This window comes from Nonomuraea sp. NPDC049684, from assembly GCF_044465345.1.
In the GTDB taxonomy this organism is placed as follows: domain Bacteria; phylum Actinomycetota; class Actinomycetes; order Streptosporangiales; family Streptosporangiaceae; genus Nonomuraea.
This window is the reverse complement of record NZ_JBITLO010000008.1, coordinates 411,708-424,772: the sequence shown is the minus strand read 5'-3', so window position 1 is coordinate 424,772 and position 13,065 is coordinate 411,708. Positions and strand designations below refer to the sequence as shown.

Genomic DNA, 13,065 nt, shown 5'->3' with positions numbered 1-13,065 from the left:
ACGCCGCCAGCGTTCGTCCTGAGCCAGGATCAAACTCTCCAAACAATGCTTGGAAAAGTGGTTGAATCCCAACCAAAAAGGAATCCGTCCATCCGAAGATGAGACGGGGTTATGCATGTATTCATGCACTGGCTTTTAACACACTGTTGAGTTCTCAAGAAACGGACGCGTACTTCCTCACCAGAACCCGTTCCCGGATCCTCGTTCAGAGGCGTTCATTTCGTCTTCTTAATCTTAGCAGGCCCGCCGATTTCGTGTCAAATCCGGAGACTTGAACAAACCGGACCAAACCTGTCTAGGATTGGATGCCTCGCTTCCGAGGCAACCCTCGTAACTTACCGTGTCATCCGGCACCTGTCGAATCAACCGATTATTCGGCGTGCTTCGGGCACCAGATGACAACCCATGCCAAAGCGCGTTGAAGCGCCTCGGCCGAGGTGGCTTGTCATCTCAAGGGGCTTGTCCCGGGGCCCGTCCGCCTGATCGGCGTCCGGCTCGCTCCGGGGACGAAGTGAAAGATTAGGTCGCGATCCGCGACACGTCAAATCGCCGGACGGGAGCATGGCGGAACGCGGGAGGACGGTGCTCGTCACCCGTGCTGCGCGCGCCCTCGCCTACGAGGACGAACCCGCAGCCGCGGCGGGTGGCGATCGGCTTTGGGAGGGAGGGTGTGATCGGCGAGCTCGGAAAGGGGATCCGGGAAGGGCAGAAGGAGGTGAGAGTGAGACAGGGCCCGATGTGGCGGGGGGGCTCGTTGGGGCACTGCGGGCTGGGAGCAATGGGCCGCAGGTCTTGCTGCCTTGTGGTGCGGAAGTTGTGTTCTAGGGCTGGGCTCAAGCGCGTTCGTGGCGAAGGCAATGATCGGCGGGTGGAGGCGGTGGTGAGGCCGGGGCGCCGACCAGGTCGTTCGGGCGGCTGCGGGGTTCCACGTACGGGGCGGGGGTTCTGAGGGGCGCGTATTCTGCCCCGGTGACCACTGCCGCCACAATTGCCCCCTCGGTCCAACCTGCGACCCGTCTGCGTTCCTTCGCCCCTTGGTGGATGGCTTTGGTCGCGGGAGCGGTGGCGTTCTCGGGGACGGGGGCGGCCACCCTGAACGGTGACGAGCTGGCCACCATCAGCGCGGCTTCCCGCTCACTGTCGGGGTTGTGGGAGCTGGCCCGGAACATCGACGGACACTTCCTGCCGTACTACCTGTTCATGCACTTCTGGGTTGAGGCCGGCACAGCCGAACTGTGGCTGCGGCTGCCGTCGGCGGTGGCGATCGGGGTGGCGGCCTGGTTCCTCGCCGACCTCGGCAGGCGGCTGCACAGTGTGCGGGCGGGCGTGATCGGGGCGGCGTTGTTCGCGATCCTGCCGTCCGTCTCCTATTACGGGGCTTTCGCCAGGTCCTACGCGTTCGCGGCGGCCGCGGTGGTGTTCTCGTTCTGGGCGCTGCACCGGGCGGTGACGCGTCCGAGCGGGGGGCGGTGGGTGGCGTACGGCGTGGCGGTGGCGCTGGTGTGCTGCACGCATCTGTTCGCGGTGCTGGCGCTGCCCGCGCACCTCGCCCTGGCGCGGCGCGGGATGCTGGTGCGGATGGCGGTGGCGCTGGGGATCGGAGGTCTGCCCGCGGTCGTGCTGGGACTGGTCGGGTTCGGGGAGCGGCACGCGATCAGCTGGATCCCGCAGCGGGGGCCGGAGGTGTGGCTCAAGTTCCCGAAGATGGCGGCGGGCTCGACCTGGGCCGGGGTGCTGCTGTTCGCGGTCGCGGTGGCCGGCGCGGTGGTGCTCTGGAAGTCGGCGGCGGGCCGTGATCGGGTGCGCGACGACGGGAGCCGGTCCGAGGGGCCTGGGCAGGCGCGGGGGGATGGTGGCGGTTCGGCAGGGCGTGATCCGGTGGCCGGGGATGGTGGTCGGTGGGCCGTCGCGTCGGTGGGGTGGCTGGTGTTGCCGCCGCTGCTGCTGCTCGCGGTCTCGCAGCTGGTGACGCCGGCGTACGTGGACCGGTACCTGTTCGTGACGGCGCCCGCGCTGGCGCTGCTGGCGGGGGTGGCCGTGGCTGGGATGCCGCGGTTCCCGGTGCCGGCGGGGGTGGCGCTCGTGCTGGTGGGGGGCCTGCTCGCGGCTTCCGACCATGTGGCGGTACGCGAGGAGAACGGGCGGTTCGAGAACATCCCGTGGGCGTTGCGGGTGGTCAAGGCGGAGCCGGGGGACGCGATCGTGTACGGGCAGAGCCAGCTCCGGGCCGGATTCGACTACTACGCGGACGCGGCGATGCCGGACGACGTGCTGAAGACGGGCGACGTGCCGGACGCCGACGGGTTCGGCTACCCCGAAAGGTCGGAGGTCGCGGCGGCGTTGAAGGGACGCGATCGGGTCTGGCTGGTGTGGCGGGGCACCAAGCAGGCGGGGTTGCAGGGCGGCTCCGTGCCGCGGGTGGCGCAGGTGCGGCAGGCGGGGTTCGAGCCCGTCTCGGTCAAGCACTCGGCGGATCTGCCGGGGCTGACGGTGGCCCTGTTCGAACGGGAACCAGATCAGAGACGAGAGCGGAAGCCGGCGCGGACATCAGCACGCAAATAGGACAGGCGGGCCTCCCCGGAGCCCGCCTCGCCACGCGGCAAGTGGGCCCGGCGGGGTCTCCCATCGCCGTACAAAATGGAGGTCCCGCGCGGGCTCGCTTCGCCGTACAAAAACGGAGACCCCGCAGGGTCTGCCATGCGGAAGGCGGGCCCCGGAGGGCCCGCCTCGCCGGTCGGGGTCAGGCGACCTCGACGCCGCCGATCGACTTCTTGCCGCGGCGCAGCACCATGAACCGGCCCGCCAGCAGGTCGGACGCCTCGGGCACGTACGCCTCGTCAGTGATCTTGACGTTGTTCAGGTAGGCGCCGCCCTCCTTGACCGCGCGCCTGGCCGCCGACTTCGACTCGACCAGCCCGCTGTCGGCCAGCAGGTCGACGAAGGACGCGCCGAGCTCGGCGACGGTGGCCTTGGGGACCTCCGCCAGGGCGGCCTCCAGCGTGGCGGCGGGCAGGTCCTCCAGCGACCCCTGTCCGAACAGCGCCTTCGAGGCGGCCATGACCGCTTCCAGCTCGGCGCGGCCGTGGAGCAGCTCGGTGAGGTCTTCGGCCAGCGTGCGCTGGGCCTCGCGGGCGAAGGGACGCTCGGCGACCGCCTTCTCCAGCTCTTCGATCTCCTCGCGGCCGCGGAACGTGAACACCTTGAGGTAGTGGATCACGTCGCGGTCGTCGGAGTTGAGGAAGTACTGGTAGAAGGCGTATGGGGAGGTCATCTCGGGGTCGAGCCAGAGCGCGCCGCCCGCCGTCTTGCCGAACTTGGTGCCGTCGGCCTTGGTGATCAGCGGCTGGGTCAGGACGTGCACGTGCCCGCCCTCGATGCGGCGGATCAGGTCGGCGCCGGCCGTGATGTTGCCCCACTGGTCGCTGCCGCCGATCTGCAGGGTGCAGTTGTAGCGGCGGAACAGCTCCAGGTAGTCGTTGGACTGCAGGATCTGGTAGCTGAACTCGGTGTAGCTGAGCCCCTCCCCGGCGAGCCTGGCGGAGACCGACTCCCTGGCGAGCATGCGGTTGACCGGGAAGTGCTTGCCGATGTCGCGCAGGAAGTCGATGGCGCTGAGCTCACCGGTCCAGTCGAGGTTGCTGACCAGGCGGGCCGGGTTGGACTCCGCGTCGAAGTCGAGGAACTTGCCGACCTGGCCGCGCAGGCGCTCGACCCACTCGGCGACGATCTCGCTGGAGTTGAGCGAGCGCTCGGTGTTGCGGCCGCTCGGGTCGCCGATCAGGCCGGTGGCCCCGCCGACCAGGCCGATCGGGTTGTGCCCGGCGAGCTGCAGGCGGCGCAGCGTGAGCAGCGGCACGAAGTGGCCGATGTGCAGGGACGGCGCTGTGGGGTCGAAACCGGAATAGACCGTGATCGGTGCCTTGGCCATGGACGCGCGCAGGGCGTCGAGGTCGGTGGACTGGGCGATCAATCCTCGCCACGCGAGGTCGTCGATGATGTCGGTCACGGTGATGTGGCTTCCCTGAGTCGGAGTCGGTGCCTTTAGCCTGCCCGATCGGTGTGCCGGCGCGCCACTTGGATACGCTCGGTGTCCATGTGGAGGGTCCGTCGCGAGCTGGCCGTTTTCAAGATCTTAGGGGCTCTGGCGTGCGCCGGGCTCGCCGTCTTCTGGTGGGTGGCCGGGGACGTGCGCGGGGTGATCCTCGCGGTGCCGGCGGCCGTGCTGGTGGGCGGGATGGGGCTGCGCGACGTGCTGGTGCCGGTGCGGCTGTCGGCCGACGCGGACGGGATCACGGTGGTGCACGGGTTCGCCGGGCGGCGGCGTGTGCCGTGGGCGGCGATCCAGGACGTCACGGTGGACGTGCGCAGGCGGTTCGGGCTGCGCAGCGAGATGCTGGAGATCGACACCGGCGACCACCTGCACGTCTTCAGCGCTCACGAGCTGGGCGTCTCCCCCACGGAGGTGGCCGCGGAGCTGCGCCGGCGCGGCACGTGAGCCCGGTACGGCGACACGGTCGGGTCGCCGTCGATCCAGAACCGCCACGGGGTCTCCTTGGCGGTCGAGACGCCGGTGCGCGGGCCTGACCTGATCGCGCCGGGGTCGGCGGGCCGACCTTCGAGCACGGCGGCCGACCCGTGGGGCAGGCCGGTGAGCCAGGTGGCGTGATCCGATCCATGGCCATGACGCCCGAGGTTTCCGGTGAGGGGGTCCAGGGCGGCGGGTGCGCCTTCCCAGATCGCGTCGAGGCCGTTGTGCTCGCGCAGCAGGCCCAGCGCGACGGCCAGCCTGGCGGGGCCGCGGGCGAGGTCACGGTCCGGCACCCGCCTGCCCGGGCCGTCCCGCCCGTCCCGGCCGATGCCGGGAGAGCGGCGGGTGCGGGCCTCGTCCAGGCCGGCGACGATCTCGCCGGCGCGGACCAGCACGGCCGAGCCGTGGCCCTCGGGCAGGCAGACGAGGTTCGCGCAGAAGTGCATGCCGTAGGTGAAGTACACGTACAGGTGGCCGGGCGGGCCGAACATGACGGCGTTGCGGGGTGTCCTGCCGCGGTAGGTGTGGGCCGCCGGGTCCTCGCCGGGACCGCCGTACGCCTCGACCTCGGTGAGGCGGACGGCGACCGGGCCGTGCACGAGGACGCGTCCGAGCAGGTCGGGCGCGACCTCGTGCGAGGGCCGGTCGAAGAAACTCCGCGGCAGCGGCGCGGCGCTCAGCTGCCCGAGGCCCATGCCGCCTGCGCGTCGACCGCCTCGCGCAGGGCGACGAGCTGGTCGCGTACGCGGTCGGGCGCGGTGCCGCCGTGGGCCTTGCGGGCCGCCAGCGCGCCGGGCACGTTGAGCACGTCGCGGACGTCGGGCGTCAGGTGCGGCGAGACCTTGGCCAGCTCGTCGTCGGTCAGGTCGCCGAGGTCCTTGTCGTTGACCTGGCACCAGACCACCAGGTGGCCGACGGCCTCGTGCGCGTCGCGGAACGGCACGCCGCGCCGCACCAGCAGCTCGGCCAGGTCGGTGGCCAGGGCGAAACCGTCGGGGGCCGAGGCCTCCATGCGGGCGGTGTTGACGCGCATGGTCGCGACCAGCCCGGCCATCGCGGGCAGGACGAGCAGCAGCGTGTCGACCGAGTCGAACACCGGCTCCTTGTCCTCCTGCAGGTCGCGGTTGTAGGTCAGCGGCAGGCCCTTGAGCGTGGTGAGCATCGACATGAGGTTGCCGATCAGGCGGCCGGACTTGCCGCGGGCCAGCTCGGCGACGTCGGGGTTCTTCTTCTGGGGCATGATCGACGAGCCGGTGGAGTAGGCGTCGTCCATCTCGATCCAGCGGAACTCCTGCGAGGCCCACAGGACGATCTCCTCGCCCAGCCGCGACAGGTGCACGCCGATCATCGCCGCGTCGAACAGGAACTCGGCGGCGAAGTCGCGGTCGGCGACGGCGTCCATCGAGTTGGGCGCGGCGGCGGAGAAGCCGAGCTCCTCGGCCACGGCCTGCGGGTCGAGCGGCAGCGAGGAGCCCGCCAGGGCGCCGGAGCCGAGCGGGGAGATCGCGGCGCGCTTGTCCCAGTCGGTGAGGCGGTCGATGTCGCGGGTGAAGGCATGGACGTGGGCCAGGAGCTGGTGGCCGAAGGAGACGGGCTGGGCGTGCTGCAGGTGCGTCATGCCCGGCGCGGCGGTCTCGGCGTGCTGCTCGGCCTGGGCCATCAGCGCGGTCTCCAGCTCGACCAGGCGGGAGACGATGCTGCGCACGTGGTCGCGGAGGTAGAGGCGCAGGTCGGTGGCGATCTGGTCGTTGCGGCTGCGGCCCGCGCGCAGCTTGCCGCCGAGCGAGCCGAGCCGCTCCAGCAGGCCGCGCTCCAGCGCGGTGTGGACGTCCTCGTCGGCCACGGTCGGGCGGAACTCGCCCGCCTTGCAGGCGGCCTCCAGGTCGTCGAGCGCGCCGATCATGCGCTCGAGCTCCTCGTCGCTCAGCAGCCCCGCCCTGTGCAGCACGCGGGCGTGCGCCCTGGACGCCGCCAGGTCGTACGGCACCAGCCGCCAGTCGAAGTGCACGCTCACCGACAGCCGGGCCAGCGCGTCGGACGGACCGCTCTCGAAGCGCCCGCCCCACAGCCGCATCGGCTTGCCATCACTCACCGTCATCTCCTCCATTTCCCACGCGACCATAGTGCAACTCAGCCCTTCTTTGCGTCAGGGGCGGCCGCGATCCCGGCGACCGGTTCGGCCACGCCGGTTCATCCGCGCCGGTCCGCCACGCGCAGCAGCGCCTCGGCGACGGCCTGGCCGCCCGCCGGATCCCGGCTGATGACCAGGATCGTGTCGTCGCCCGCCACGGTGCCGAGGATCGACTCCCAGTCGGCGTGGTCGATGGCGGAGGCCAGGAACTGGGCGGCGCCCGGCGGGGTGCGGACCATGACCAGGTTGGCCGAGGCCTCGGCGGCCACCAGCAGCTCCTCGGCGATGCGGTGCAGCCGCGCCGCCGGGGTCTCGCCGCCGCCGCCCGTCCTGGTGAGCGGGATGCGGTCGCCGCCCTCGCCGGGCAGCGCGTACACCAGGGAGCCGTCGTCGGCGCGCAGCTTGAGCGCGCCGAGCTCGTCCAGGTCGCGGGAGAGGGTGGCCTGGGTGACCTCGACGCCGCTCTCGGCCAGCAGCTTGGCCAGCTCCGGCTGGGAGCGGACGGCCTTGCGCTGCAGCAGGTCGGTGATCTTCGCCTGCCGCGCGGCCTTGGTCATCGGGATGGTCATCCGCGGGTCACCAGCCAGTGGAGCAGCGCCTTCTGGGCGTGCAGCCGGTTCTCCGCCTGGTCCCACACGACGCTGGCCGGCCCGTCGAGGACGTCGGCGGTGATCTCCTTGCCGCGGTAGGCGGGCAGGCAGTGCAGGACGATCGCCTCGGGCGCGGCCTGCTCCAGCAGCCCGGCGTTCACCTGGTACGGCGCGAACGCGGCCGCCCGCTCCTGCTCGCCGCTCTGCCCCATGGACACCCACGTGTCGGTGGCGATCACGTGCGCCCCCTGGACGGCGGCGGCCGGGTCGGTCATCGCGACCACCGATCCGCCGGTCCTGGCGGCGACGGCGGCGGCCTGGCCGAGGATCACGGCGTCGGGCTGGTAGCCGGCCGGGGCGGCGATCCGTACGTGCATGCCGGCCGTCGCGCCGCCGAGCAGGTAGGAGTGGGCCATGTTGTTGGCGCCGTCGCCGACGTAGGTCAGCGTCAGCCCGGCCGTGCCGCCCAGCCGCTCGCGGACGGTCTGCAGGTCGGCGAGGATCTGGCAGGGGTGGAAGTCGTCGGTGAGCGCGTTGACGACGGGCACCGCCGAGGCGGCGGCCATCTCCTCGACCAGCCGCTGCCCGGTGGTGCGCCACACGATGGCGGCCACCTGGCGGTCGAGCACGCGGGCGATGTCGGCGGTCGGCTCGCCCCTGCCCATCAGCACCGCGACGTTGTCCACGACGAGCGGCAGGCCGCCGAGCTCGCCGATGCCGGTGTGGAAGGAGACGCGGGTGCGGGCCGAGGGCTTGTCGAACAGGACGGCGACGGTCTTCGGGCCCTCGAACGGCCGGTAGCCGAAGCGGTCCTTCTTCATCGCGGCGGCCAGGTCGAGCACCTCCGCCTGCTCCTCGGGGCTCAGGTCGTCGTCCCTCAGGAAGTGCCTGGTCACGCCGACGCCTCCGCGAGGATCGCGGGGAACGCCTCGACGAAGGCGTTCACCTCCTCGTGGGTGACCACGAGCGGCGGCGCGAGGCGGACGGCGTCCGGCTGCACGGCGTTGACCAGGAAGCCCGCCTCGGCGGCGGCCTGCTGCACCCGCGCGGACCGCTCCTCCTTCAGGACGGCGGCCAGCCACAGCCCGCGCCCGCGCACGCCCTTCAGCAGCGGGTGGCGGACCGCCTCCAGGCCGCCGCGCAGCCCGGCGGCGACCGACTTGACGTGGTCGAGGTCGAGGTTGTCCAGCACGGCCAGCGCCGCCGCGCACGAGACGGGGTTGCCGCCGAACGTCGAGCCGTGGTCGCCCTTGTCGAACAGCCGACCGGCCTCGCCGAACCCGACGCACGCGCCGATCGGCAGGCCGCCGCCGAGGCCCTTGGCCAGGGTCAGGATGTCGGGGGTGACGCCGTCGGCCTGGTGGGCGAACCAGTGGCCGGTACGGCCGATCGCCGACTGGATCTCGTCGGCGACCAGCAGCGCGCCGGTCGAGTCGCAGATCTCGCGGGCGGCCTCGAAGTAGCCCTCGGGCGGGGGGACGACGCCGGCCTCGCCCTGCGTCGGCTCCAGGAACACCGCGATGCAGTCGCCGGTAACCGCCTCCTTGAGCGCGTCGGCGTCGCCGTAGGGGACGAAGCGCACGTCGACGGGGAACGGGCCGAACTGGTCGCGGATGGCCTTCTTGCCGGTCAGCGACAGGGCGCCGATCGTCCGGCCGTGGAAGCCGTTCTCGGCGGCCACGAAGTAGGAGCGGCCCTCGCGCCGGCCGTACTTGAGCGCGAGCTTGTAGGCGGCCTCGTTGGCCTCGGTGCCTGAGTTGGCGAAGAAGACCCGGGCGGGGGCGTTGAGCAGGCCGAGCAGCCGCTCGGCGAGCAGCACCTCGGGCTCGTGCAGGAACAGGTTGCTGGTGTGGGCGAGCGTGGCGACCTGCTTGGAGACGGCCTCGACCAGGGCGGGGTGGGCGTGGCCGAGCGAGCTGACCGCGATGCCGCCGATGAAGTCGAGGTACTCCTTGCCGTCGGCGTCCCAGACGCGGGTGCCCTCGCCGCGGGCCAGGGCGATCGGGGGGACGCCGTAGTTGGGCATGAACGCCTGCTCGAACCGCTCGTGGAGGTTCATGAGGGCATCACCATGGTTCCGATTCCTTCGTTGGTGAAGATTTCCAGCAGCATCGAGTGGGGCACGCGGCCGTCGAGGACGTGCGCCTGGGGCACTCCCCCGCGCACGGCGGTCAGGCACGCCTCCATCTTGGGGACCATGCCGCTGGACAGCGTGGGCAGCAGCTTCTCCAGCGCGTCGGCGTCGAGCTGGTCGATCACGTCGGTGTCGTCGGGCCAGTTGGCGTACAGGCCCTCGACGTCGGTGAGGACGATCAGCTTCTGCGCGCCGAGCGCCACGGCCAGCGCGGCGGCGGCGGTGTCGGCGTTGACGTTGTAGATCTGTCCGTCGGCGCCGGCGGCGACGCTGGAGACGACCGGGATGCGGCCGTCGTCGATCAGCGCGCGCACCGCGCCCGGATCGACCTTGACGATCTCGCCGACCTGGCCGATGTCCACCGGCCGGCCGTCGACCATCGCGGGCTTGCGCTCGGCGGTGAACAGGCAGGCGTCCTCGCCGGACATGCCGACGGCGAACGGGCCGTGCCGGTTGACCAGGCCGACGATGTCGCGGCCCACCTGGCCGACCAGGACCATCCTGACGACCTGCATGGCCTCGGGCGTGGTGACGCGCAGGCCGGCGGTGAAGGTGGACTCGATGCCGTGCCTGTCGAGGGCGCTGCTGATCTGCGGGCCGCCGCCGTGGACGACGACCGGGCGCAGGCCGGCGTGGTGCAGGAACACGACGTCCTCGGCGAAGCCCTCCTTGAGGGACTCGTCGGTCATGGCGTTGCCGCCGTACTTGATGACGACGGTCGCGCCGTGGAAGCGGGTCAGCCAGGGCAGGGCCTCGATCAGCGCCTCGGCCTTGGTGGCCGCGGTGACGGCCCTCACGAGGAGTACGCCGAGTTCTCGTGGACGTACTCGGCGGTCAGGTCCGTGGTGTGGATGGTGGCGCTGTGGCGGCCGGCCGACAGGTCGATGGTGATCGTCACGTCGCGGGGGCGCATGTCGACCTTGGAGCGGTCGTCGCCGACGGAGCCGTCGCGGCAGATCCAGATGCCGTTGATGGCGACGTTGACGCGGTCGGGCTCGAAGGCGGCCTTCGTCGTGCCGACGGCTGCCAGCACGCGGCCCCAGTTGGGGTCCTCGCCGTGGATGGCGCACTTGAGCAGGTTGGAACGGGCGACGGTGCGGCCCACCTCGACGGCGTCGTCCTCGCAGGCGGCGCCGACGACCTCGACGGCGATGGCCTTGGAGGCGCCCTCGGCGTCCACGAGCAGCTGCCTGGCCAGGTCGGCGCAGACCTCCTGGACCTTCTGCCCGAACTCGGCCAGGTCCGGCTTCACCCCGGCGGCGCCGCTGGCCAGCAGCAGCACGGTGTCGTTGGTGGACATGCAGCCGTCGGAGTCGAGCCGGTCGAAGGTCGTCGCCGTGGCGGCGCGCAGCGCCGTGTCGAGCTCCTCGCTGGTCAGGTCGGCGTCGGTGGTGATCACGCAGAGCATGGTGGCCAGGGCGGGGGCGAGCATGCCGGCGCCCTTGGCCATGCCGCCGACCATGTAGCCGTCGGCCCGCTTGAAGGAGATCTTGGAGACGGTGTCGGTGGTGCGGATGGCGTCGGCCGCGGCCAGGCCGCCGTCGCGGGAGAGCTGGCCCGCGGCGGTCTGGACGCCGGTCAGCAGCGCCTCCATCGGCAGCCGCTCGCCGATCAGGCCGGTGGAGCAGACCGCGATCTCGCCCGCGCTGTCGCCGATGACCTCGGCGACCTTCTCGGCGGTGGCGTGGGTGTCCTGGAAGCCCTCGGGGCCGGTGCAGGCGTTGGCGCCGCCGGAGTTGAGCACCACCGCGCGCAGCCGCCCGCCCGCCAGGACCTGCTGCGACCAGAGCACGGGGGCGGCCTTGACGCGGTTGGCGGTGAAGACGCCCGCGGCGGCGCGGCTGGGCCCGTCGTTGACGACGAGGGCCAGGTCGCGGGCGTCGCCGGACTTGATGCCGGCGGCGATGCCCGCGGCCCGGAAGCCCAGTGGGGCGGTGACACTCATGGAGCAACTCCTGTCAGGGGAAGGCCGAGCTCTTCCGGCAGGCCGAGGGCGAGGTTGACGCTCTGGACCGCGCCTCCGGCCGTGCCCTTGGTGAGGTTGTCGATGGCGATGACGGCGACCACGCGGCCGGCGCGCTCGTCGAGCGTCACCTGCAGGGCGGCGGTGTTGGCGCCGTACGTCATGGAGGTGGCCGGCCAGACGCCCTCGGGCAGCAGCCGGACGAACGGCTCGGCCTTGAGCGCGACCTCGTAGGCGGTGCGCAGCGACTCGCGGGTGAGGCCGGGCGCGGCGGGGGCGGTGCAGGTGGCCAGGATGCCGCGGCTCATGGGGGCCAGGGTGGGGGTGAAGGAGACGCGTACGGGGGCGCCGGCGACGGCGGACAGCCCCTGCTCCATCTCGGGGGTGTGGCGGTGGACGCCGCCCACGCCGTACGCGCTGACCGAGCCCATGACCTCGCTGCCCAGCAGGTGGGCCTTGGCCGCCTTGCCCGCGCCGCTGGTGCCGCTGGCGGCCACCACGACGACGTCAGGGCCGGCCAGGCCCGCGGCGAAGGCGGGCCACAGGGCCAGCAGCACCGAGGTCGGGTAGCAGCCGGGGACGGCGACGCGCCGGGCCGTCCTCAGCGCGTCGCGCTGGCCGGGCAGCTCGGGCAGGCCGTAGGGCCAGGTGCCGGCGTGGTCGCCGCCGTAGAACTCCTGCCAGGCCGCCGGGTCGGCGAGCCGGTGGTCGGCGCCGCAGTCGACCACGATCGTGTCCTCGCCGAGCTCGGCGGCGACGGCGGCCGAGTGGCCGTGCGGCAGCGCGAGGAAGACCACGTCGTGCCCGGCGAGCACGTCCGGCGTGGTCTCCTCCAGGACGCGGTCGGCCAGCTGCGGCAGGTGCGGCTGGTGGGCGCCGAGCGGGCTGCCGGCGCTGGAGGCCGCGGTGAGCGCGCCGATCTCGAACTCGGGATGGCCGAGCAGGAGGCGGAGCAGCTCACCTCCGGCGTAGCCGCTGGCTCCCGCGATCGCTGCTCTCATCCGGCCCTCCTGCATAAACATGCACCCTATCTCATGACCTTGCTTGTGAAGATGATGCACTCAAGAGGATGATTATGCAAGCCGGGACGGCCCGCGCCGGTGACAGGTGCATGTCCCAGTCCTTTCCAGGCCAATCCCAAGTGGCGGGCGGGATGCTGCCGGGCATGAGCGACTTGTTGCCCGATCTCACCTTCGTCACCCCGTCGCGCGGGCGCGGTCCCGGGCCGTTCGGGCGCGCCGTCATCGTGCTGCTGTGGGTGGGGGTCTGCGTGCTGCCCGCGGCGTTGTCGGTCCGGGACTATCAGCTGGCCACCGGGCGGATCGGCACGCCGGGGACGCTGACCGTGCTCTCCTGCGCCGACCTGGGCCAGGGGCGTTACGACTGCAAGGGGCGCTTCGCGCCCGACTCCGGCGGCCCGTCCGTGCCGGTGGACGCCTCCCCCGACTCCACGGTGGGCGACGTGACGCGGGCGCAGCTCACGCCCGAGGGCGACCGGGCGGCGCCGGCCGGGACCAGGGGCGTGCTGGCCGCGACGGCCCTGCCCGCGGTGGGGCTGGGCGGGATCGGGTTCCTGCCCTACGTGCTGCTCTACTGGGCCGGGGCGGGACGGCGGGCCAGGCGGGCGGCCGTGGCGGCGGGCGGCGTGGTCACCGCCGCCGGGGCGCTGCTGATGGTCGTGGGGGTGGTGGCGGCCTACTCGTGAGGCCGCCACCCGGG

12 protein-coding genes are annotated in these 13,065 nt (G+C 72.1%); 3 read left to right on the top strand and 9 right to left on the bottom strand.

Annotated features, from left to right (window positions below):
- Positions 1-1,041 precede the first annotated feature (1,041 nt).
- Positions 1,042-2,562 (top strand): glycosyltransferase family 39 protein, encoded by a 1,521-nt coding sequence (locus ACIBST_RS26640; protein WP_397175444.1) that lies wholly within the window; start codon positions 1,042-1,044, stop codon positions 2,560-2,562.
- Between the two features lie 178 nt (positions 2,563-2,740).
- On the opposite strand, the gene tyrS is transcribed toward ACIBST_RS26640, so the two are convergent.
- Entirely contained in the window at positions 2,741-4,006 is a 1,266-nt protein-coding gene (tyrS, locus tag ACIBST_RS26635) for a tyrosine--tRNA ligase (RefSeq protein ID WP_397175442.1), read from the bottom strand.
- 87 nt (positions 4,007-4,093) lie between these two features.
- Between tyrS and ACIBST_RS26630 the strand changes: the two genes are divergently transcribed.
- Positions 4,094-4,495, top strand: coding sequence for a PH domain-containing protein (locus tag ACIBST_RS26630; protein WP_397175440.1), 402 nt, complete (start codon positions 4,094-4,096; stop codon positions 4,493-4,495).
- On the opposite strand, the gene ACIBST_RS26625 is transcribed toward ACIBST_RS26630, so the two are convergent.
- The 8 genes from ACIBST_RS26625 to argC form a co-directional block, all read right to left on the bottom strand.
- Complete coding sequence (locus ACIBST_RS26625) at positions 4,435-5,223, bottom strand: DNA-3-methyladenine glycosylase (protein WP_397175438.1); 789 nt, start codon at positions 5,221-5,223, stop codon at positions 4,435-4,437. The two genes, ACIBST_RS26630 and ACIBST_RS26625, sit on opposite strands and share 61 nt — an antisense overlap.
- Positions 5,205-6,626, bottom strand: coding sequence for an argininosuccinate lyase (gene argH, locus ACIBST_RS26620; protein WP_397175437.1), 1,422 nt, complete (start codon positions 6,624-6,626; stop codon positions 5,205-5,207). The genes ACIBST_RS26625 and argH overlap by 19 nt, the downstream gene beginning before the upstream one ends.
- Before the next feature lie 92 nt (positions 6,627-6,718).
- Positions 6,719-7,228, bottom strand: a complete 510-nt coding sequence (locus ACIBST_RS26615) for an arginine repressor (RefSeq protein ID WP_352330310.1) — start codon at positions 7,226-7,228, stop codon at positions 6,719-6,721.
- Positions 7,225-8,145 carry an ornithine carbamoyltransferase gene (gene argF / locus ACIBST_RS26610; protein WP_397175435.1) on the bottom strand — a complete coding sequence of 307 codons (921 nt, stop codon included), beginning with the start codon at positions 8,143-8,145 and terminating at the stop codon, positions 7,225-7,227. The genes ACIBST_RS26615 and argF overlap by 4 nt, the downstream gene beginning before the upstream one ends.
- The gene (locus ACIBST_RS26605; RefSeq protein WP_397175433.1) at positions 8,142-9,308 is read right to left on the bottom strand and encodes an acetylornithine transaminase; all 1,167 of its coding nucleotides are present in this window, start codon (positions 9,306-9,308) and stop codon (positions 8,142-8,144) included. Before ACIBST_RS26605 ends, argF begins: the two co-directional genes overlap by 4 nt.
- Entirely contained in the window at positions 9,305-10,180 is an 876-nt protein-coding gene (argB, locus tag ACIBST_RS26600; protein ID WP_397175431.1) for an acetylglutamate kinase, read from the bottom strand. The genes ACIBST_RS26605 and argB overlap by 4 nt, the downstream gene beginning before the upstream one ends.
- The gene (gene argJ / locus ACIBST_RS26595; protein ID WP_397175430.1) at positions 10,177-11,328 is read right to left on the bottom strand and encodes a bifunctional glutamate N-acetyltransferase/amino-acid acetyltransferase ArgJ; all 1,152 of its coding nucleotides are present in this window, start codon (positions 11,326-11,328) and stop codon (positions 10,177-10,179) included. Before argJ ends, argB begins: the two co-directional genes overlap by 4 nt.
- Entirely contained in the window at positions 11,325-12,347 is a 1,023-nt protein-coding gene (argC, locus tag ACIBST_RS26590) for an N-acetyl-gamma-glutamyl-phosphate reductase (RefSeq protein WP_397175428.1), read from the bottom strand. The genes argJ and argC overlap by 4 nt, the downstream gene beginning before the upstream one ends.
- A gap of 164 nt (positions 12,348-12,511) precedes the next feature.
- Here argC and ACIBST_RS26585 point away from each other — a divergent pair, with 164 nt between their 5' ends.
- A complete protein-coding gene (locus ACIBST_RS26585; protein WP_397175426.1) occupies positions 12,512-13,051 on the top strand; it encodes a hypothetical protein in 540 nt (179 codons plus the stop codon).
- Positions 13,052-13,065 lie beyond the last annotated feature (14 nt).

Coding starts and splice junctions, on each gene's coding strand:
- argH (WP_397175437.1), bottom strand. CDS start 6,626: ATGACGGTGAGTGATGGCAAGCCGATGCGGCTGTGGGGCGGGCGCTTC.
- ACIBST_RS26605 (WP_397175433.1), bottom strand. CDS start 9,308: ATGAACCTCCACGAGCGGTTCGAGCAGGCGTTCATGCCCAACTACGGC.
- ACIBST_RS26630 (WP_397175440.1), top strand. CDS start 4,094: ATGTGGAGGGTCCGTCGCGAGCTGGCCGTTTTCAAGATCTTAGGGGCT.
- argC (WP_397175428.1), bottom strand. CDS start 12,347: ATGAGAGCAGCGATCGCGGGAGCCAGCGGCTACGCCGGAGGTGAGCTG.
- ACIBST_RS26640 (WP_397175444.1), top strand. CDS start 1,042: ATGGCTTTGGTCGCGGGAGCGGTGGCGTTCTCGGGGACGGGGGCGGCC.
- ACIBST_RS26625 (WP_397175438.1), bottom strand. CDS start 5,223: ATGGGCCTCGGGCAGCTGAGCGCCGCGCCGCTGCCGCGGAGTTTCTTC.
- ACIBST_RS26615 (WP_352330310.1), bottom strand. CDS start 7,228: ATGACCATCCCGATGACCAAGGCCGCGCGGCAGGCGAAGATCACCGAC.
- argJ (WP_397175430.1), bottom strand. CDS start 11,328: ATGAGTGTCACCGCCCCACTGGGCTTCCGGGCCGCGGGCATCGCCGCC.
- ACIBST_RS26585 (WP_397175426.1), top strand. CDS start 12,512: ATGAGCGACTTGTTGCCCGATCTCACCTTCGTCACCCCGTCGCGCGGG.